The organism is Reichenbachiella sp., assembly GCF_033344935.1.
GTDB lineage: Bacteria > Bacteroidota > Bacteroidia > Cytophagales > Cyclobacteriaceae > Reichenbachiella.
Genome location: NZ_JAWPMM010000001.1, coordinates 911,716 through 930,922 on the forward strand (window position 1 = coordinate 911,716; position 19,207 = coordinate 930,922).

The window sequence follows — 19,207 nt, forward strand, 5'->3', positions numbered from 1 at the left end:
TTTAAGGATTACCATCCCAAAATTAAGAAAATAATATTTAAGGATAGTTGTCCCAAAATTTATATGTCAATACTGCATTTAGGTATTCATAAAAATTCCCTATAATTGCAATACTACATTTAGGTATTGATTATGAAAAAGTATCAATTAGGTGAATTTGAAGAGATTGTATTGCTGACTGTAGGAGTATTGTTTGACAATGCTTATGGTGTAGCGATCAAAGATGAGATTGAAAAGCGGCTAGAGAGGAAGGTGAGCCTAGGTGCCTTGCAGTCAGCACTCCGCCGAATGGAATCGAAAGGCTTTCTGGAATCAGAAACCGGCGAAACCAACGCAAAACGTGGAGGTAAGCCCAAACGATTCTTCAAAATGACGAGCTTTGGTCGAAGAGCCCTGGAGTACAATCGCGATGTCCGTGCAGAGCTATGGAAGGCCTTGCCAGACATGGTGCTCGAAGCCAAATTTTCATGATCAAAAAAATAGCAGATCGGCTTTTTCGGTGGTATTGTCACCCGGATTATTATCCTGATATACAAGGAGACTTGGAAGAACTCTATCATGACAAAAAGGAAGAGTCACCTCGATCTGCACCATATTTTTATCTGATCGAAGTGCTTCGGTTGTGCCGACCTGCTTTGATCAGACCCCTTTTCAAAAACTCATTATTTAACTCAACAGGCATGTTCAAAAACTATTTCAAAATCAGCTTCCGGAATCTGGTGAAGCAAAAAGTATTTTCTGTCATCAACATCGCTGGATTGGCCATTGGTTTGGCTGCTTTCTTATTGATCAACCAATACGTCCAATTCGAGAAGAGCTACGACAAATTTTTTACAGATTCTGATCGGGTATATCGCCTGACAACCGACCAGGTTTTAGATGGAGTTATTGGGACAAGAGATGCCATGTCATTTGCCCCTTCTGGTAATGCCTTAGTTCAGGCTGTACCAGAATTTATTAATTCAACTGCTACTTTTCAATTCAACGAATTGATAATTAGAAAGAATGACAGATCTGTTACTGAGCATAAGGTGATTGCTGTCGACTCTAATTATCTGGAGATTTTTAATTATCAAGTGATTGCTGGGGGAGATCCTAGTACGATCCTAAAGGAACCAAATACTGTGGTATTAACAGAATCTCGAGCGAAAGCTTACTTCGGCGAAGAGAATCCAGTAGGTCAAATGCTTCATATTTTGAGTGGGTTTGACAAAGGTTTTAAAGTGACTGGTGTGATCCAAGACACTCCTGAGAACACGCATTATAAATTTGACCTATTGATTTCATTAAACACTTTGGAGGATAGAGTACAAAGAGACGGTTGGCGAGGATTTAACTACTATACTTATTTGCAATTAGCGCGTGAAGCAAATATTTCAGAGGTGATTCAAAAAATGCCCAAAATGTATGAACTATCTGGAAATGAAGAATCGGAATCTACTTTGGCTTTCAATGTACAACCACTGGAAGACATTCATTTGCATTCGGATTTCACTTATGAGCCAGAAGTACATGGAAGTATTGAGACAGTGGTTTTCCTTAACATCATTTCTATTTTAATCATCATTATTGCTTGGGTTAATTACATTAATTTATCTACTGCTAAAGCTATAGACCGCGCTCGAGAAGTGGGGGTTAGAAAAGCAATTGGTGCGCACAAGTTGCAGTTAATTACGCAGTTCTTATTCGAGTCTATGATATTAAATCTATTGGCAGCTGGGTTTGCCATACTGATTGCACAAATGGTATATCCAACTTTTAATCAACTGGTAGGTAAAGATGTGATAGGTGATGTATGGTTGAATAAATTGTTTCTTACTAAATTATTTTCATTTGCAATAGTTGGGGCTCTTGTTTCTGGATTGTACCCGGCATTTGTTTTATCTAATTTTCGTGCTGTTACAGTGCTTAAGGGTAAATTCAGAAATTCTACCAAAGGTACGTTGCTAAGAAAAGGGTTGGTTATTGTCCAGTTTACTGTTTCTCTTGTGTTATTGACAGGTACTTTTATCATATATCAACAAGTTGAGTATATGAGATCTGCAGATAAAGGTGTCGATATCGATTATGTTGTGGGGTTTAATAAACCAAGATTCACATCAGAAAATGAGAATAAAATGATGGAGAAAATGAAACAATTCGTATCCAGTCTCCTGAGTCATCATGCAATAATAAATGTAGGTTCTTCCAATTCTATTCCTGGAGGAGATTTATCAGATATTAGTTCTACAACATCAGAAGTTCAAATTTTAGGAAAGACAAATGCCGTAAAAGGCACTACCTATGTTCAATACTGTGACGATAAGTATTTTGATGCAGTTGGTATTCATCTTTTAGCTGGACGAAATTTTGACGCAACAATTGCCACAGATACATCTACCATAATTGTAAATGAATCGTTTTTAAAACGATTGGGAATCAAAGATTACAATACTGTACTCAATGAATATATTCTATATGGAACAGATGAAAATGAGGATCATAAATATAGGCTTATTGGAATTGTAAAGGATTATAATCGTACCTCATTGAAGAGGGAAGTGGAGCCTACGGCTAGTTTCTATTGGGATGATTCTAATGGCATGGTAGTACGTTTAAATGAATCAAGTTATAAAGAAGGGTTAGCTCATTTAGAGGCGACTTATCAAAATTATTTCCCTCAAACGCCGTTGTCTTATTCATTTTTGGATGAACGGTTTAACACTTTATTTCGAGAGGATCAGCAGTTTGGTAATGTAATAGCTACATTTTCTATTCTGGCTGTGATTGTGGCCTCATTGGGTTTATTTGGCTTGTCTGCATTTATGGCTATCAATCGGGCCAAGGAGGTGGGCATTAGAAAAGTGCTTGGTGCTACTATCCCCCAGATACTTATGATATTCTATCAAGAGTTTATAGTGCTGATTGGATTATCTGCTGCAGTGGGCATTCCATTGGTTTACTACACCATGGATAATTGGCTGGATAATTACGCCTATCGCGTGGACTTTCCTTGGATGTTTGTGGGCGTAGCGATTCTTTTAGTGATCGCTTCCGCTTTGTTCACCGTCGGTTATCAAACGATCAGAGTAGCTGTGAAAAACCCAAGCGAGACTTTGAGGTATGAATGAAAAATATCAATGGTATTATAGGTGAGAACTTAAGCCTTCACCTATAAATAATTTTCTATTATCTTAATTTCACAATTAAGAACCAACCTCATGCATACCACAGAAATAAAAACCATAGATCAGGTCATAACGGCCTTGGATCAAATCATTCAAGATTCTATTGACAAAGAAAATTGTGCCGGCTACTTTGCTGCGCTCTACAGAAAAGTCACGATCAAAGTAAAAGAAGGCATAGACCAGAACTACTTTGATGATGGTCCGAGAATGGAACATCTCGATGTGGTTTTTGCTACTCGATATATACGAGCGTATGAAGCTTACTGGAATGATCAACCCCTCACCCAATCCTGGCAAGTGGCTTTTGATCTTACCTCACAGTATTGGCCCATTGTACTACAGCATTTATTGATTGGTATGAATGCGCATATCAATCTGGACTTGGGTATCGCCGCAGCTGAAATTTCAGAAGGTGAAAATATTGATAACCTACAGGATGACTTCGACAAAATCAATGAAATTCTCTCCTCGCTGGTTCATGAAGTCGATCAAGACTTAGCCGAGATCTGGCCTACTTTTAGAATCATCGTTAAAGCATTGAGGAAAGTGGACGATTATCTGGTTGATTTTAGTATGAAGCTCGCCAGAGATGGGGCTTGGAAGTTTGCCAAACAACTAGCAGATACGCCGCTATCATTGAAGCCAGAAATGATTGCTACTCGTGATCAAAAAGTATCCCAAAAAGCTAGTTTGGTTACTCGCCCTGGGTTTTTGATCACAATCATTTTTAGATGGATTCGATTGGGCGAACGGGGATCAATTGCTAAGAAAATTGAAGATTTAAAAAATTAATCGGAGCAACTGGCCAAGTCCTATAATACCGAAAAGGACTCCCCAATATTCCATCTTGATCCAAAACAGGGTGTGATTCGATTTTAGTTCAATTCGCTCACCAGTGGCTTCGTCAACCACAATTCTTCCAGGTTCATTATTCCACTTTTTACCTAAAAACCAATTGGAGACTCCAGCTAATAGAATGCTCAACGGGAAGGTATAAACGCCAATTTCTTCTGACGAAATGGAGATAAATAAAATGATAGAAGCTACTAAAATAAGCGGCGTCAAAATACCGCGACCAGACCAGATAATCATATTTAAAAGTTATAAGTAAAGAGTCGAAATTATTATTAATGGAAAACTAATCAATGGATTTATTTTCTTTTAACAAATAAGCCAGATAGAATGATCTGAGCGCTAAAGCGAGTAAGAACGGAATCAAGGCAAAGTGAATGACTTGTGGCAAGAGCTCTCTGAAAATAATGAGCAAAATCTGGAGCCCGCCGAAAACCATAAAGTAAATCCTCAACCCATCAGGCTTTGATTTTTTGAACAATAAAAAAACAGCAACCAAATTCAGCGGCATCGCCCAAAGCAAATTGAAATTATACTTTGATAAATGATCGGTGCCAAACCAAAGGAATAAAAGAAAGCATCCCAGCAAACCTGTGACACCAAAAAGGATTACGTCAATAAATCTATAATTGGCACTATACTTTAGGCCGCGATGTGTAATCAACCCAACCACAAAAAACACTATAACAAACAAATGGATCGGCCTGAATCCGCGCTCGGCTGGTAGTTCCGAGCTTACATTCATCACCTCCGAAGAAGCGATGACGGGCACAGCAGCAGTATCCGTTTTTAGTGTCGCAGTTTTCAGCGCTTCCTCTAGATACAGCGGCATGTATTGGTAATGAAATCCGTCGGCAGTCTCGTCGATCTCAGCGCCCAAACAGATGTCAATCCCCAGATCTCCCCATGGTTGATAGGTCAGATATTTGTCCATCAAATCACGAAAACTCATCGAATCACTGGCATAGCTGTAATCGTATTGGATTCGATTGTTCAGCGCCAGATCAATGACATCCCGCATACGTGTGGCGCAGTTGTCGTAGCAGTAGTTGTAGTAGTAGTTGGCATTTTCGGGCTTGGCATTGTTGATCAGAAAATCAAAAATCGCCTGCTTGTCTGCCTGATTGATATTGAGCACATGCTCTCTCCAGGAGCGATCTTCTCTGAAATAATATCGCTTGTAGTTTTCATAATTGCCCGTTCCAAGCTTGTAATAGAGTTTCCCTTTCGTGAAATTTAAATAGAAATTGGGCTGATCAAAATCAAAAATACCATAGTTGAAAACTAGGTCGATTCGATTGGCAGGATCGCTCACTCTGAAAGCGCTGTGCCCAAATGCAGAATAAAGTTCCACCTGAGTGGGGTCCAAAATAAGCACAATGACTTCCGCCTCGTCTGAAAGCTGAATATCCGAAGCATTAGTCTGCCATGGATTCAGAATAAAGCATGAAGCAACAAAGAAGACTAGCCGATAAGTGAATGACATCAGTAGGTATGTTTAATTTTGAGTAAAGAAAGCCTGAGCAAGTTTGGTTTCAAAATTTGTATCTACTAAAATACGTTTACATCAAGACATTATTCCACCGTGCATTTTCGCGATAGCTACAACTTACTGACCAAACTCACTCCTGCCAAGGCGATGAATGCTGCCAAGGTATTTTCGAGCTACTATCAGTCGAAGCATTTGGGTCGATTTGTGAATCCTTCGCTACCCCTCAGCATGGCGTTCGAGCCTACCACGTCGTGCAACCTGAGATGCCGGGAGTGCCCCAGTGGCTTACGGTCTTTCACCCGGCCTACGGGTATGCTGGATGTTGATTTTTTCAAAGAAAAGATCGTTGAAGTAAAATCTCACCTGGCCTACCTCACCTTCTATTTTCAAGGAGAGCCGTATTTGCATCCTGGTTTTTTGGATATGGTGAGTCATGCGGCCAAAAACAAAATCTATACGGCCACCAGCACCAATGCCCATTATTTGGACGAAGAAAAAGCTGAGGCTACTGTCAAGTCTGGTTTGGATCGATTGATCATTTCTATCGACGGCACCAGCCAAGATACCTACGAGCAGTACCGCGTAGGCGGCCAACTCGAAAAGGTGCTCGAAGGCACCCGAAACATGGTGAAATGGAAAAAGAAACTCAAAGCCAAAACGCCACATTTGATTTTTCAATTTTTGGTGGTTAGTCCCAATGAGCATCAGATCGCAGACGCCGAACAACTGGCCAAAGAAATTGGTGTAGACGAAATACAATTCAAAACAGCTCAGATCTATGACTTCGAAAACGGATCTGATCTGATACCAGAAAACCAAAAGTACTCGCGATACACGCAAAGTGCTGATGGTAAATTCAAACTCAAAAACCCATTGCACAACCAGTGCTGGAAAATGTGGCAAAGCTGCGTGGTGACTTGGGATGGCAAAGTAGTGCCCTGCTGCTTCGACAAAGATGCCTCTCATGTGATGGGCGATTGGAATAATCAATCGTTTGAAGACATATGGTACAGTCAATCCTACGAACGATTCAGAAGAAGCATTCTAAATTCTCGCGCTTCCATAGACATTTGTAAAAACTGCTCCGAGGGGCTCAATGTAACTTTGACGGATGGCTAAACCCGAACAAAATCTGTACTTCCTTGCACTGATACCCGATGAGCCTGTGCGCTCTGAGGTGATGGCCTTCAAAGAAGAGGTAAAAGAAAAATTCAACTCCAAAGGCGCCCTTCGTTCGCCACCGCACATCACCTTGCACATGCCGTTCAAATGGCGAGCTGATAGAGAAGATCAGCTGATAGAGAAGTTATCATTGTTCCAGTTTGACCAGTATCCATTTCAGGTGACTTTGAATGGTTTTGATTTTTTCGAACCACGGGTAGTATTTGTGGATGTAGACAAGTCAGCAATCCTCACCAAACTGCAAAAAGAACTTTCAGATTTTGTAAGGCGCGAGCTCAAACTTTTCAATGCTGATTACAAAGACCGAGGGTTCCACCCACACATGACCATTGGTTTTCGGGATTTGAAAAAGGCCGTCTTTCCTGAAGTGAAATCGCATTATCATAACCAATCTTATCAAAGACAATTTGAAGTATCAGGCTACTGTTTGCTCAAGCACAATGGAGAGCGATGGGAAGAGTTTAGGTGGTTTTAGAAGGACTTTCCCGTACCCGCTCCCTTCATGATTCGTGTTTCCATGAATCTTACTACAACTAGGTAATCTCGTGAGGACACGAGATTGGGCAAAGAGTAAAAGAGTCGGTAGTCTACTACCCGCTGAGATTCGTGTCCTCACGAATCCTATCATCGTATTCACTTCATTCAGTCAAACCTTACTTCACCCCAAGTTTCTGAGCCAGATAACTTCAGGCTCTTCATTTGGTCTCCACTTTCCATATGGACAATATTGGTTTGATCGTCGTAGGTCTCCATCAGTACCGTGTTAGTCACCTTTAGTGATTTTACCTTTTTCACATTGGAGATTACTTGATAGGCATACATCACACTTTCCTCTTTTTCTGATCCAACGTAGGAGACGTCTACAGATTTGCCATTGAGAGAATAAGAAGCTCTTTCTGTTAGATACTTCCCAATCATCTGGTCCAGCTGCTTGAAGTCTGGTGGATTCAAAACATCCACTTGCTCTCCGGACCAGTCAGTCAGGGCAATTTCCAAATCATCGAGAAAGATTCGATGCGTAATTTCTAACCGTCGCTGCTTCTCGTCATATTCAATCTCACACACTGAAACATGGAAGGCATGAAGCGGCATACCGCTTACATAATTTATCAGCAGAAAAAATAAATAAGTCATGAGTTAATTGTATTCCATTATATGTTTACGGTAGTTAGGTAGCAAGAAGAAACAAAATTAAGAATTCTTCTTTGTGGCGTTGGTACTTTTATTTGAATGGTAATTTTCAACTAGCATGTCCGAGTTTCAATTGTTTTTCTCTTTGGGAAGAGAACATATATTAGATGTAAATGGCTATGATCACATCTTATTTGTGATCGCCCTTGCTGCTGTTTATCTATCTACAGATTGGAAGCGTGTGTTGATCTTGGTAACGGCCTTTACCATTGGACATTCCATCACTTTGGCACTTGTCGCACTTGATGTCTTCAGTATCAATTCTAGTGTGGTGGAATTTCTAATTCCTGTTACAATTTTTATTACTGCCGTCTCAAATATCTTGCGAAGAGAGCAATATATCTTGTCAGACATGAGTCGACTCAACTATTATTTCGCCCTATTTTTTGGATTGATTCACGGCATGGGTTTTTCCAATTATCTGAAGGGTTTATTGGGAGGGGAGACATCCATCATTACACAACTTTTTGCTTTCAACTTAGGATTAGAAGTAGGACAAATCATTATAGTGATTGCCTTTATGGGCATAGGCTATTTGATGAATAAATATATCAATGTATCGCGCAAGGATTGGATATTGGCGATTTCCTCAGCAGTTGCTGGAGTAGCCATCACTCTTATGATCGACACTAAATTTTGGTAATTAATTAGCTATGAAAATGAAAAGAAATATAATTTGGGCACTTCTTTTGAGTCCTTTATTTGCATTCGCTCAAGGCGAATGGAATCAAAAGTTTGAACAGTTGGGAACAACACTTCCCACCGCCAATACATTCAGAACAGCCTCCGGTGCTCCTGGCAGAGACTATTGGCAGCAGCAGGCAGACTACAAGATTGTAGCGGAACTCAACGACGATGATCAGTCACTGACTGGTCGTGAGACCATTACCTACTTCAATAATTCTCCGGATCAGTTGAGCTACCTGTGGTTGCAGTTGGATCAAAATATGAGGAGCAAATCTTCGGACACTCCTTTGATTACGCCCAATGAAATGACCAGCACCATGACAGGTAGAGACATTCAAAAGGTAACTCAAGATTACGACTTTGACGGTGGATTCAAAATCTCTGAGGTGTCGGATGCCGCAGGGCAGCCACTCAAGCATATCATCAACAAAACCATGATGCGCGTAGATCTACCAAAACCTTTAGCCTCTGGCGAACAAGTGACTTTCAATGTTGCCTGGTCGTACAACATCCAGGACAGAATGGAATTGGGTGGTCGCTCAGGATATGAATATTTTCCTAAGGATGGAAACTATTTGTACACCATCGCGCAGTGGTTTCCAAGAATGGCTGTTTATGACGATGTAGAGGGCTGGCAACATAAGCAGTTTCTTGGGCGAGGTGAGTTCGCCTTGGAGTTTGGCAATTATAATGTGAAGCTCACCGTTCCGTCAGATTTTATCGTGGCCTCTACCGGTACTCTCCAAAACGAAAACGATGTACTGACTAAAACTCAAAGAGAAAGATTTGCATTGGCAAAGAAGACGTATGACAAACCAGTCATTATAGTCACCGAAGCAGAAGCACGAAAGGCAGAAGCATCCAAAGCCAAGGGTACAAAAACCTGGGAATATCAAGCGGATGATGTACGTGACTTCGCTTTTGCGGCTTCCAGAAAATTCATCTGGGATGCACAGGCTGTGAAGCTAGATACTAAGACGCCTTTGGCCATGTCTTATTACCCTAAGGAGGGTAATCCTCTATGGGAAAAAGAATCGACCAAAGCGGTAGCCAACACTTTGTTGACTTACTCTAAGCATACGATTGAGTATCCGTATCCAGTTGCTATATCTGTACATTCTGCATCAATCGGTATGGAATATCCAATGATCTGCTTCAACTATGGCAGACCCAACGAAGATGGTTCCTACACCGACACAAAAAAATGGGGTATGATCGGCGTTATTATTCACGAAGTGGGGCACAACTTCTTCCCTATGATTATCAACTCCGATGAACGTCAGTGGAGCTGGATGGACGAAGGGCTAGACACTTTTGTGCAGTCGCTAACCGAGAAGGAACATTATCCAGAAAAGCCACTAAAAAGAGGGGAAGCCCGATTGATAGTAGACTACATGAAAGGCGATAAGGAAAATATCAGACCAATCATGACCAACTCAGAGCAAATATTACAATTCGGCGACAATGCCTACGGGAAGCCAGCAGCAGCTCTGAGTATCTTGAGAGAAACCGTGATGGGCCCTGAACTTTTTGATTACGCTTTCAAAACTTACTCTGAGCGATGGGCATTTAAGCGACCAAGTCCGGCAGACTTCTTCCGTACCATGGAAGATGCCTCAGCCGTGGATTTGGATTGGTTTTGGAAAGGCTGGTTCTATACAACCGATCACGTAGACTTATCCTTGTCAAAAGTAAAATGGTATAAGATGGATGTTCCTGAAAATGACATCGAGAACAAAGGGAAGAAGTCGAAGAAAGCGAAAATATCAAGTGGTACCAACAGCCAGAACCTAATGGATTTTGCCAATGATGCGGAGACCTTTTTCTTTGCCGAAACTGACCCTGCTGGAGTTAGTAAGAATTTTCATGAGTTTATGAACATAACAGATGATGCAAGCATAAAGGAAACTAATGCGGACAGAAATTTTTATGAACTGACTTTTGAGAATAAGGGAGGACTTGTGATGCCCATAATTATCGAATGGACTTACGAAGATGGCTCGAAAGAAAGAGAATATCTACCGGCTGAAATCTGGAAGAAAAACGAAAATGTGGTGACCAAGGTGTTTGCCAAAAATAAAAAGGTGACTAATATAGTCGTAGACCCCAATCAAGAAACGGCTGACGTGGCTACAGAAAACAACGTATTTCCAAGGGTGGAAAACAACTCCCGTTTTGACAACTTTATGAACGACGGGGAATAAAAGAAATTAAGATTAGGTTAGGTTGGTTTGGGTCGCACTGAGGAGTGCGGCCCTTTTTTGTGATCCTTTTGTGATCTTTTTATCGTTGATTTGTGTTGTGGTGCAAACGATAAGCAAACGCATGAGCAAAAACGTACTCATAATAGAAGATGACGAAAGTATTTCCGAGCTTTTGACCATACACCTGAAAGACATGGACTGTCAGATTGAAAGTCAGAAAGACGGACAAGCTGGCTATGATAGTGCTTCCAAAGGAGGTTTTGACGTGATCATTTTGGATATCAACCTACCGAACAAAGATGGCTTGGATATCTGTAGAGACCTCAGAGCCCACAAAATCAACACACCTATTTTGATGCTTACGGCCAGATCGGAAGAAATAGACAAAATACTGGGATTAGAGACTGGTGCGGACGATTATCTAACCAAACCGTTTAGCGTAAGAGAATTTACAGCAAGGGTGAAAGCTATATTCCGTAGGGTAGAAATGCTGAAATCCCGGCATGAAAATGCCGAGGAGTTAATCAGTACAGGAAACATCAAAATAGATCAGAAAAAACGCAAAGTGCTGAAAGCTGGCGAACGGGTAGATCTCACACCAAAGGAATACGACCTGCTTAATTTGCTGGCGAAAAACCCCGGTCGGAGCTATACAAGAGAAAGGTTGCTTTCCCTCATTTGGGGGTATGAATTCAGAGGATACGAACATACGGTCAATTCTCACATCAACAGACTAAGAGCGAAGATTGAAGATGACTTGAACCAACCCACTTATATCCTCACTACTTGGGGAGTAGGCTATAGATTCAATGACGAAATCAACTAAAACATGAAAGAATCAATTCTAAATTCTAGCAATTTATTTCTAAAGCTCGCGCTGATCTTTTTGCTTCTATTGCTGTCAGTCTCGGGAATCTATTTCTATGCTTCCTTTCAAATTGCCGAAAAGCATTTCGAAGAAAAAAATCAAAAACTTAATGCCGATATAGCAGGTCATATTGCATCCGAACTCAAACCCTTTTTGAATGGAACCTTGAAAGAACAAGCCGCAGATGAAATCATGCATAGTATGATGGCCGTGAACCCTTCCATTGAAGTATATCTACTAGACGCCAATGGAAAAATATTGAACTATGTGGCTCCTTATAAAAAAGTGGTGCTGGATAGTGTGAGCCTCGGCCCAATCGAGGATTTTATAGCCAATTACAAGGATGAAGCCATATTAGGTGACGACCCTCGAAAGGCTGGGCGAAAGAAGGTATTTTCTGCAAAGAAAGTAGAAGAGGAAGGAAAAACGCTCGGGTATATCTATGTGATTCTAGCCAGTGAAGAGTACGATTCTGCCAACGAGCAGCTGTTTGGTAGCTACATATTGAAACTAGGTTCTGTCTATGGTTTGATCACCATCCTGGCAGCCTTACTTATTGGTATTTTGGCTATTTGGTTTATCACCAAAAATTTGAGTTCTACAATTCATACGGTGAAGAGATTCCAACAAGGGGAAATGAGTGCCCGAATTAAAATTAATAGCGGAGGAGAAATTAGCAGGTTAGCTGAGGCTTTCAATGAAATGGCCGATACCATTGTGGGCAACATCGAAAACCTCAAATCGATGGAAAATCTTCGTAGGGAACTAGTAGGCAATGTTTCTCACGATCTTCGCACACCTTTGGCTGTGATTCATGGGTTTATTGAAACGCTTATTATCAAACAGGATCAACTGACCGAGGAGGAGAAAACAAAATATTTGTCACGGGCACTAACTGGTACCGAAAGGCTGAAGAAATTGGTAGAAGAACTCTTTGAGTTGTCTAAGCTGGAAGCCAAACAAATCAAGCCGAGTAAAGAAGCATTTTTCATCAATGAGCTGATGGATGACATTGCTCAGAAATACGCCCTCCTGGTGGAGGAAAAGAAAATTAAAATATCAGCAGAAGGACATGATAAGCCCTTCATGGTTTATGCTGATATCAGTTTGATCGAAAGAGTGCTGCAAAACCTCATAGACAACGCCATTAAGTTCACACCAGAGAATGGTCAAATTAAACTTCAAATCAATGAAAAAGCACAAGAGGTCGAAATCCAAGTCACCGATACGGGCAACGGCATTCCGCAGGACCAAGTGCCTTTTGTATTCGATCGATATCACATAGGCGATAAACGAATCTCTTTGGATACCAATAGTACTGGGCTAGGTTTAGCGATTGTCAAAAGAATACTTGAAATCCACGATACGTCCATCAATCTACAGAGCAACATTGGCAAAGGCACTACTTTCTCTTTTAGTCTACCTCAGCACTCCGTTTGATAAAATGAACTGATACACTTCTTTTATCTGGCTGTGACATTCTCGTGATACTCTATGTCAACCTTTGAGTTATAAATTTTAACCAAAGGATTAAAGACATGAAAAAAATATTATTCGCATTATTAGCTATTTCCATCACATTCTATTCATGTGATGATGACGAAGATGATAACCAAGGAAACCTGATACTTAACCTGTCTGGGTTAGAAAATCTCGGGGATAATTATTTATACGAAGGGTGGATTGTGGTAGACGGTTCGCCTGTTTCTACGGGTACATTCTCTGTAGATGACGACGGTGAGTTGTCCGCTACTAGTTTTGCCATCGATGGCGCGATGCTCGACGCAGCTACCACTTTTGTACTAAGTATTGAGCCTAGCCCGGATTCAGACCCTGCACCTAGCGCCACCAAAATATTAGGCGGAGATTTCAGTGGAAATACTGCCTCAGCAACCATCATGCATGCGGCAGCTTTTGGCACTGGTTTCGGTAGCGTGACCGGCGGATACATTCTCGCCACACCGACTACCACAATAGATACAGACGAGGCCAGCGGTGTTTGGTTTTTAGATAATTCCTCAGGATCTCCAGCTATAGGATTGAATAACCTTCCGGATCTGACTGACCAAACGGGGTGGACATACGAAGGGTGGGCTGTCATAGATGGGACGCCAGTTTCTACGGGCACATTTGACATGGCCGCTGGCTTTGACGACAATGCTACTACCACTGCATTTAAAGGTGATGACGGTGATGGTCCAGCTTTTCCGGGAGAAGATTTTATTCAAAATGCGCCAAGTGGAATGACCTTTCCTACAGATTTAAAAGGCGCCACAATAGTAATTAGTATTGAGCCGGTACCAGATAATAGTTCAGCTCCATTCACTTTAAAACCATTGGCAGGAGAGGTGCCGGCTGCACTTGCAGATCATGCCTTCCAGACGATGGACAACATTGCGAGTAGTACGTACCCTTCAGGTACAATTTCAAGATAATAAGATAAAGCACACAATCTACGTAAAAAAAGACCCGCGGACGGCGGGTCTTTTTATGCTTTGTCTACAGCGTAAATGTTAATTGCGCGTTCTTTCCCTTTTAGTGCCACTTCTCCAAGTAACTCCTGTTTAAAGAGGTTTAAACTTTTGATTTGTTCTGCAAAGACCTCGGATACTAGTAAATTCTTGCCTAGCTCATTACATTTATCCTGAATTCTGGCTCCTGTATTGAGCACGTCGCCATGATAAGCGATATCGCGTTTGATATATCCAACTTCGGCAGCGGTTACCGCCCCTTCGTTGATTCCAGCCTTAAACTCGGGAACGAAACCAAACTCTTTTTCGAATTTGTCGGCTTTGGAGGCTAACTTTTTTTGAAAAGCAAAAAATAGCTCAATACTAAGTTTCCTTGCCTCAAGGTCTGAAGAATCCCAAGTCAAAACCGCTTCATCTCCCACGTATTGATAAATCTGAGCGTTGTGGTCGAAAACAATCTCATTGAGATAAAGGAAACATTTCTGTATTAAGTTGGAATATTTGATGTGCCCTAACTTTTCTGCGTACGTCGTAGAATCTTTTAGATCCAAAAACATAAAAATTCTGTGCTCAATGACGGGATGATGATACTTTCCCATGAACATGTTCCAGAGGTTGCCGGGGCCATATTTTTTACTCACTTCCAGTATGAAGTTGATAATGATGGTAAACAAAGTAAGAAAAGTGCCAAATGCAGCATAAAAGGTCCAGCTTGAAAAGGTTTGAATCATATCCTTTACTCCACGTACGGGGGTAAAATCTAGTGTCAATAAAAAGGCAAATACAATAAAAAATGTCAATACAAATCCAACAAGATATAGGGACGTTTTAATGAACATTAACCGACCAAAGGATTTATTTCTAAGACTTGTATTTTCCGTCAACCAGTAAACGAAATAGAATACAGTGCCAAAAAGAAAGCCAAACAAGGCGCCTTCTATGTATTGAAAACCGGAGGAAAAATATTCAATGAATTTCTGATTTTCCTTAGTTGGGAATATTTCTAAAAACCTAAACTGCAGGTCTTGAAAAAACATGCCAATGGCTGTAATGCATAAAGAAGCGGTAATCCATGCGGAGACCACGAACAGCCAATCTCGAAAGTTTTTCTTCCACTTCATATTTTGAGCAAATCGTTGTGCAGTTGGTTGAACCCAATAATACCTTGTAAACCTCCCGTGTGTACGCAAATGAGTCTACTGCTACTGGGTATTTTTCCTTTTTTCAACATATCAATCAGCCCGTACATCATTTTTCCGGTATAGATAGGATCCAGAGGAATTTGAGTTTCAAGGTAAAACTGGTTTATAAATTTAATAAGATGACTATCGAATTTGGCATAACCCCCAAAGTGATAATCATGAATGAGCTCCCAAGATGAAGAAGCAGTTGTCAATTCACCAATTAGATCCTCAAGATATTTGGCACCTTTTAAGCTGCTGATTCCAATGGCTCTTTGATGATCTTTGATGCCATTGACGATACCGGAAAAAGTGCCTCCAGTACCCACAGGACATAGTATTGTGTCAAAATCAACTGTAATTTCATCGACCAGTTCTTGTACTCCTCTAAGTGCCAAAGCATTGGTACCTCCTTCGGGAACTATAAAGGCCTCATGTTTTTTCGTTAATGTTTGGAGCCAGGTTACATCGCTTCTGTTTTGATATGCTGCTCTGGATATAAATTGTAAGTCCATTCCATTGGCTGCTGCTTGCTCCAAGGTAGTATTGGACTGAGCATTTAACTCATCACCTCTAATAATACCGATAGACTTAAAACCATACCTTTTGCATGCAGCTGCAGTAGCAGCTATGTGATTAGAATAGGCGCCGCCAAATGTTAGTATGGTTGAGTAGCCTTGGTCTTGAGCTTCTAATAGGTTGTATTTTAGCTTACGCCATTTGTTACCTGAAATCTCCGAATCGATTAGATCCTCACGCTTCATCAATACTTCTACTTTGTTCTCAGAAAAAATAGGAAGTGAGATTTGCTGTAGTGACGTAGGGTTGTCTAATTCAAACATGGCTCAAATGTAATATGCATTGAGGAAAGGCAGGATTTGAATGAACAACGGATGATATTTTTTATTAATTTGTAGAACCAATTCAAACGAACCGCTGAGAGATTGGAAAACCAGCAATCTAACCGAGTTTTAAACGCATTTTAATTCAAATATGGCTGAAACATTGACCAGATCGATTGAATCTCAAATAGAGCACACCAAAAGTGAGCGAAGAAAAAATAGATTAAATGCCTATGAACTAGGTACTGAACTTCTTTTTAAATCTAAGAAGGACTTGGATGAGCTTAAAGGGATGATTGGAGCAGAGGATGTTCGATATCAGTCTATTGCTAATCTATTGGCTGCCGAGGTACTGCAGTGTGGTATTGATTATTTCAAGGCCATGAAGGATAACTCAGATTTTTCTGAGGCCAGCTCATTGGAAATTTTGAATAGTGCTAAAGAGATTTCTACGGATGCACAGATACAAAAACGGATTCAAGATAATATAGAAGGAATAGGTGACTGGGTAAGCAATCAGGCGCTTAGAGATAGCCAAAATAATATCTATGACTTCAATAAAATCTTATTGAAAACAGCCTTCTCTTTTATGACCTGTGACGGTCATATTGCTCCCAATGAAGTTGCATTGATCAGGAAAATGGCTGAAGAAGATCATGCCTTTGGTGAAATTGATATAGATACCGAATTGGATTTTCTAATAGAGGTCATCAACACCATGGGGATGGGTTTTCTTAAGGATTATTTCAAGGTGTTGAAAAATGCTCAGCTAAAACAAGAGCAGGAACTGAAGTTGGTGGAAATGGCGATCAATACGCTCTATGCAGATGGCAAGGTGGATTATAATGAAGTTAAGTTTTTTAGAATCTTCCGATCGTTGCTCAGTGTTACAGATAAGCAAATCACGGATTTAAATCCGCATTTGCCCGAAGAGTTTATTGAAAGTGACATATTCAGTCACTCTTACCTGGGTCAGTTGTTTGATGACTATTTTGAAAAGGCTGAGATTCCTACTTTTGAAAAACTGTCAGAGCAAAAAAGAACTGACTACGTGGACCCAGAAAAATATAAGGGATAATTAAGACTTCATTTGTTTTCCGAAGTGCTTTTCTACGATATCTAGAAGGTGCTCTTTGGTGATTGGCTTTGTAATAAAGTCAGAAACATCGTGATACTTTTCGGCCTTATCTTTATCTAGCTTATTGAGCGAGCTTGTCAGCATAGAGATAACAATTCCTCCTCTCAAATCCTTTGGTAGAACTTTGTAGGCATCTAAAAATTCAAACCCGTTCATTACGGGCATATTAATATCTAAAAGAATCAATTCAGGTTTGGGGTAAGTGGTGCCGTTGGAAGCAAACTCTCCCTTGTTTTCTATATAATCTAAGGCCATTTTCCCATTATGGCATTCATGTACCTGACCTTTGAAATTGCATACATCGGTCAACAAATGCTGTTGAAGAAAGAGGGAAGTAGGATCGTCGTCTACTAATAAGATATTCGATATTACGTTAATGTCAATCATTATTTATTAAGTGGTAATAGGTAAGTGGATAGTAAATATAGTGCCTTCGTTAGGAATACTTTTAACTTCTATGTTACCATTATTTTTTTCTATTTGTTCTTTTACTAAATAAAGTCCTATTCCTGACCCTTGAATGTTGGGTTTATCGCTAAATCGTTCGAAAAGGGTGAACATTTTGTCCCCGTGAGTTTTTAGGTCAATGCCAGAACCATTGTCTTCGAACGTAATTTGGACCTGATTAAACTTTTGTTCTGAAGAAATATTAATCTCCGGTTTGCGCTCCGGGTGCGCATATTTGATAGCATTGGACAACAGGTTTTTAATTATACTATTGAGGTAGGCCTCAGAAGCATATGCCGTAGGTGCCTGGTCAAATTTCAAGTTGATTGTGGCGTGTGATTTTTCTATGTCGTTGGCCAATTCTTGTTTAACATTTTCTGCAATGCGTTCCAGGCTGCATTCTTTCTTTTCAAGCTCACCGGATTTTTCGTGCTTCAAAAGGGTCATAAAATCTTCGAATGTAAGGAGCCAGGTATCTATGGATTCATTAATTCTATTTATGACTTCTGTCTTTTTATCTTCGGGCAATTGACCCGGATTGGTTCTTAAGATTTCGGATAGGTTTTTAATATTAAGTGCTGGGCCTCTTAAATCGTGGGTTATCTTATAAGTAAGGGTATCTAGTGATTCATTGATCTTTCTAAGACGATTATTAATATTATTCTTTTTTTGATGCGTGGCTCCTAATAGATAGCCTGCCACTCCCAATACCAGCGGAGCTGTGTCCACTACATAGTGAATAACATTCTGTTGATGTAGAAGCATAATGTTAGCTAATGAATAGTCGATGTTATTTAGCCAAGCATCTATGAACTGAGAAAATACCGGAAAGGAGAGTCCAAATAAGACTCCTCCTATCGTGTATTTCGCATGCACAGAAAGGGCTTTCTTTTTCATAGCTCCAATGATAAATGCACCAGGCAGGCTATTTGCTAAGCATTCTTGTCTCCGAAATCAACAGAATCAGATATATCATTGACTTGCGACAAATCGAACATAGGCAGTGTGCTTTCTTTAAAGTAGTTGCTGTATAACTCCTTGATATAGATATCCGTGAAAGCATCTTTGTGGATAAAGTTTTTCCCGATTTTAGGGAACTTGTCGAGAATTTTTTGATCTGGAGATTTTAAAGCTGTCCTGAGAATTTTAAGGAAATTGATTTCCTCTCTTTTCACTTTGTCATCTGCAGTGATTGTTTGAATAGCAGATTCAAGAAGCAGCAATTCTTGCTCCTCGGTTAATGTAGAGTTATTCAATTTTTTAAAATAGTCATCAAAAAAGTCCAAACCCTTGAGGTTTATGAGCTCAATCATTTGATTGAGTTCCTTGTCAATATCTATACCCGTAAGATCAACTTTTTCTTTGGCCATTTGCTTGAGAAAATCTATCTCTTTTGGTGAAATATGACCGTCACAGGTCATAAAGGAGAAAACTGTCTTAACGAGTAGTTTGGCGAAATCTGATTGATTTGTCATTTGAGTTACA

At 40.3% G+C, this 19,207-nt stretch carries 19 protein-coding genes; 11 read left to right on the plus strand and 8 right to left on the minus strand.

Going from position 1 to position 19,207, the window contains the following annotated elements:
• The first annotated feature begins 132 nt into the window (after positions 1-132).
• The 3 genes from R8N23_RS03900 (at position 133) to R8N23_RS03910 (ending at position 3,959) form a co-directional block, all read left to right on the plus strand.
• Positions 133-471, plus strand: a complete 339-nt coding sequence (locus R8N23_RS03900; RefSeq protein WP_318170255.1) for a PadR family transcriptional regulator — start codon at positions 133-135, stop codon at positions 469-471.
• A complete protein-coding gene (locus R8N23_RS03905; protein WP_318170256.1) occupies positions 468-3,110 on the plus strand; it encodes an ABC transporter permease in 2,643 nt (880 codons plus the stop codon). The genes R8N23_RS03900 and R8N23_RS03905 overlap by 4 nt, the downstream gene beginning before the upstream one ends.
• Before the next feature lie 90 nt (positions 3,111-3,200).
• Entirely contained in the window at positions 3,201-3,959 is a 759-nt protein-coding gene (locus R8N23_RS03910; RefSeq protein ID WP_318170257.1) for a DUF5995 family protein, read from the plus strand.
• Here the strand turns inward: R8N23_RS03910 and R8N23_RS03915 are convergent.
• Entirely contained in the window at positions 3,948-4,259 is a 312-nt protein-coding gene (locus R8N23_RS03915) for a hypothetical protein (RefSeq protein WP_318170258.1), read from the minus strand. The two genes, R8N23_RS03910 and R8N23_RS03915, sit on opposite strands and share 12 nt — an antisense overlap.
• A gap of 46 nt (positions 4,260-4,305) precedes the next feature.
• Positions 4,306-5,505, minus strand: a complete 1,200-nt coding sequence (locus tag R8N23_RS03920) for a DUF4105 domain-containing protein (protein ID WP_318170259.1) — start codon at positions 5,503-5,505, stop codon at positions 4,306-4,308.
• A 153-nt stretch (positions 5,506-5,658) separates the two neighbouring features.
• On the opposite strand from R8N23_RS03920, the gene R8N23_RS03925 reads away from it, so the two are divergent.
• Together R8N23_RS03925 and R8N23_RS03930 are read left to right on the plus strand one after the other, a co-directional pair.
• A complete protein-coding gene (locus tag R8N23_RS03925; RefSeq protein WP_318173563.1) occupies positions 5,659-6,630 on the plus strand; it encodes a radical SAM/SPASM domain-containing protein in 972 nt (323 codons plus the stop codon).
• A complete protein-coding gene (locus tag R8N23_RS03930) occupies positions 6,623-7,168 on the plus strand; it encodes a 2'-5' RNA ligase family protein (RefSeq protein WP_318170260.1) in 546 nt (181 codons plus the stop codon). Before R8N23_RS03925 ends, R8N23_RS03930 begins: the two co-directional genes overlap by 8 nt.
• A gap of 167 nt (positions 7,169-7,335) precedes the next feature.
• Here R8N23_RS03930 and R8N23_RS03935 read toward each other — a convergent pair whose 3' ends face one another.
• Positions 7,336-7,827 carry a DUF6702 family protein gene (locus R8N23_RS03935; protein ID WP_318170261.1) on the minus strand — a complete coding sequence of 164 codons (492 nt, stop codon included), beginning with the start codon at positions 7,825-7,827 and terminating at the stop codon, positions 7,336-7,338.
• Between the two features lie 115 nt (positions 7,828-7,942).
• On the opposite strand from R8N23_RS03935, the gene R8N23_RS03940 reads away from it, so the two are divergent.
• The 5 genes from R8N23_RS03940 to R8N23_RS03960 all read left to right on the plus strand — a co-directional run bounded on the left by R8N23_RS03940 (position 7,943) and on the right by R8N23_RS03960 (position 14,078).
• The gene (locus R8N23_RS03940) at positions 7,943-8,527 is read left to right on the plus strand and encodes a HupE/UreJ family protein (protein WP_318170262.1); all 585 of its coding nucleotides are present in this window, start codon (positions 7,943-7,945) and stop codon (positions 8,525-8,527) included.
• 16 nt (positions 8,528-8,543) lie between these two features.
• Positions 8,544-10,775, plus strand: coding sequence for a M1 family metallopeptidase (locus R8N23_RS03945; RefSeq protein WP_318170263.1), 2,232 nt, complete (start codon positions 8,544-8,546; stop codon positions 10,773-10,775).
• A 121-nt stretch (positions 10,776-10,896) separates the two neighbouring features.
• Positions 10,897-11,601, plus strand: coding sequence for a response regulator transcription factor (locus R8N23_RS03950; protein WP_318170264.1), 705 nt, complete (start codon positions 10,897-10,899; stop codon positions 11,599-11,601).
• A 3-nt stretch (positions 11,602-11,604) separates the two neighbouring features.
• Positions 11,605-13,083: an ATP-binding protein gene (locus R8N23_RS03955; protein WP_318170265.1), complete on the plus strand. Its 1,479-nt coding sequence runs from the start codon at positions 11,605-11,607 to the stop codon at positions 13,081-13,083.
• Between the two features lie 98 nt (positions 13,084-13,181).
• Positions 13,182-14,078 carry an anti-sigma factor gene (locus R8N23_RS03960; protein ID WP_318170266.1) on the plus strand — a complete coding sequence of 299 codons (897 nt, stop codon included), beginning with the start codon at positions 13,182-13,184 and terminating at the stop codon, positions 14,076-14,078.
• A 53-nt stretch (positions 14,079-14,131) separates the two neighbouring features.
• Here R8N23_RS03960 and R8N23_RS03965 read toward each other — a convergent pair whose 3' ends face one another.
• Both R8N23_RS03965 and R8N23_RS03970 read right to left on the minus strand, forming a co-directional pair.
• Complete coding sequence (locus tag R8N23_RS03965; protein WP_318170267.1) at positions 14,132-15,235, minus strand: adenylate/guanylate cyclase domain-containing protein; 1,104 nt, start codon at positions 15,233-15,235, stop codon at positions 14,132-14,134.
• Positions 15,232-16,137, minus strand: a complete 906-nt coding sequence (locus R8N23_RS03970; RefSeq protein ID WP_318170268.1) for a 1-aminocyclopropane-1-carboxylate deaminase/D-cysteine desulfhydrase — start codon at positions 16,135-16,137, stop codon at positions 15,232-15,234. The genes R8N23_RS03965 and R8N23_RS03970 overlap by 4 nt, the downstream gene beginning before the upstream one ends.
• Before the next feature lie 151 nt (positions 16,138-16,288).
• On the opposite strand from R8N23_RS03970, the gene R8N23_RS03975 reads away from it, so the two are divergent.
• Complete coding sequence (locus tag R8N23_RS03975) at positions 16,289-17,215, plus strand: TerB family tellurite resistance protein (RefSeq protein ID WP_318170269.1); 927 nt, start codon at positions 16,289-16,291, stop codon at positions 17,213-17,215.
• On the opposite strand, the gene R8N23_RS03980 is transcribed toward R8N23_RS03975, so the two are convergent.
• From R8N23_RS03980 to R8N23_RS03990, 3 genes are read right to left on the minus strand one after another with little or no spacing between them, the layout of a single operon-like run.
• Entirely contained in the window at positions 17,216-17,662 is a 447-nt protein-coding gene (locus tag R8N23_RS03980; RefSeq protein ID WP_318170270.1) for a response regulator, read from the minus strand.
• A 6-nt stretch (positions 17,663-17,668) separates the two neighbouring features.
• Complete coding sequence (locus R8N23_RS03985; protein ID WP_318170271.1) at positions 17,669-18,619, minus strand: HAMP domain-containing sensor histidine kinase; 951 nt, start codon at positions 18,617-18,619, stop codon at positions 17,669-17,671.
• 35 nt (positions 18,620-18,654) lie between these two features.
• Positions 18,655-19,197 (minus strand): TerB family tellurite resistance protein, encoded by a 543-nt coding sequence (locus tag R8N23_RS03990; RefSeq protein WP_318170272.1) that lies wholly within the window; start codon positions 19,195-19,197, stop codon positions 18,655-18,657.
• Between the last annotated feature and the right edge of the window lie 10 nt (positions 19,198-19,207).

What these genes read in the sequence shown, in the direction of transcription:
- R8N23_RS03905 (WP_318170256.1), top strand. Translation starts at nt 468, where the DNA reads ATGATCAAAAAAATAGCAGATCGGCTTTTTCGGTGGTATTGTCACCCG.
- R8N23_RS03975 (WP_318170269.1), top strand. Translation starts at nt 16,289, where the DNA reads ATGGCTGAAACATTGACCAGATCGATTGAATCTCAAATAGAGCACACC.
- R8N23_RS03955 (WP_318170265.1), top strand. Translation starts at nt 11,605, where the DNA reads ATGAAAGAATCAATTCTAAATTCTAGCAATTTATTTCTAAAGCTCGCG.
- R8N23_RS03980 (WP_318170270.1), bottom strand. Translation starts at nt 17,662, where the DNA reads ATGATTGACATTAACGTAATATCGAATATCTTATTAGTAGACGACGAT.
- R8N23_RS03910 (WP_318170257.1), top strand. Translation starts at nt 3,201, where the DNA reads ATGCATACCACAGAAATAAAAACCATAGATCAGGTCATAACGGCCTTG.
- R8N23_RS03925 (WP_318173563.1), top strand. Translation starts at nt 5,659, where the DNA reads ATGAATGCTGCCAAGGTATTTTCGAGCTACTATCAGTCGAAGCATTTG.
- R8N23_RS03940 (WP_318170262.1), top strand. Translation starts at nt 7,943, where the DNA reads ATGTCCGAGTTTCAATTGTTTTTCTCTTTGGGAAGAGAACATATATTA.
- R8N23_RS03985 (WP_318170271.1), bottom strand. Translation starts at nt 18,619, where the DNA reads ATGAAAAAGAAAGCCCTTTCTGTGCATGCGAAATACACGATAGGAGGA.
- R8N23_RS03965 (WP_318170267.1), bottom strand. Translation starts at nt 15,235, where the DNA reads ATGAAGTGGAAGAAAAACTTTCGAGATTGGCTGTTCGTGGTCTCCGCA.
- R8N23_RS03945 (WP_318170263.1), top strand. Translation starts at nt 8,544, where the DNA reads ATGAAAAGAAATATAATTTGGGCACTTCTTTTGAGTCCTTTATTTGCA.
- R8N23_RS03950 (WP_318170264.1), top strand. Translation starts at nt 10,897, where the DNA reads ATGAGCAAAAACGTACTCATAATAGAAGATGACGAAAGTATTTCCGAG.
- R8N23_RS03990 (WP_318170272.1), bottom strand. Translation starts at nt 19,197, where the DNA reads ATGACAAATCAATCAGATTTCGCCAAACTACTCGTTAAGACAGTTTTC.
- R8N23_RS03900 (WP_318170255.1), top strand. Translation starts at nt 133, where the DNA reads ATGAAAAAGTATCAATTAGGTGAATTTGAAGAGATTGTATTGCTGACT.
- R8N23_RS03970 (WP_318170268.1), bottom strand. Translation starts at nt 16,137, where the DNA reads ATGTTTGAATTAGACAACCCTACGTCACTACAGCAAATCTCACTTCCT.
- R8N23_RS03930 (WP_318170260.1), top strand. Translation starts at nt 6,623, where the DNA reads ATGGCTAAACCCGAACAAAATCTGTACTTCCTTGCACTGATACCCGAT.
- R8N23_RS03920 (WP_318170259.1), bottom strand. Translation starts at nt 5,505, where the DNA reads ATGTCATTCACTTATCGGCTAGTCTTCTTTGTTGCTTCATGCTTTATT.
- R8N23_RS03935 (WP_318170261.1), bottom strand. Translation starts at nt 7,827, where the DNA reads ATGACTTATTTATTTTTTCTGCTGATAAATTATGTAAGCGGTATGCCG.
- R8N23_RS03915 (WP_318170258.1), bottom strand. Translation starts at nt 4,259, where the DNA reads ATGATTATCTGGTCTGGTCGCGGTATTTTGACGCCGCTTATTTTAGTA.
- R8N23_RS03960 (WP_318170266.1), top strand. Translation starts at nt 13,182, where the DNA reads ATGAAAAAAATATTATTCGCATTATTAGCTATTTCCATCACATTCTAT.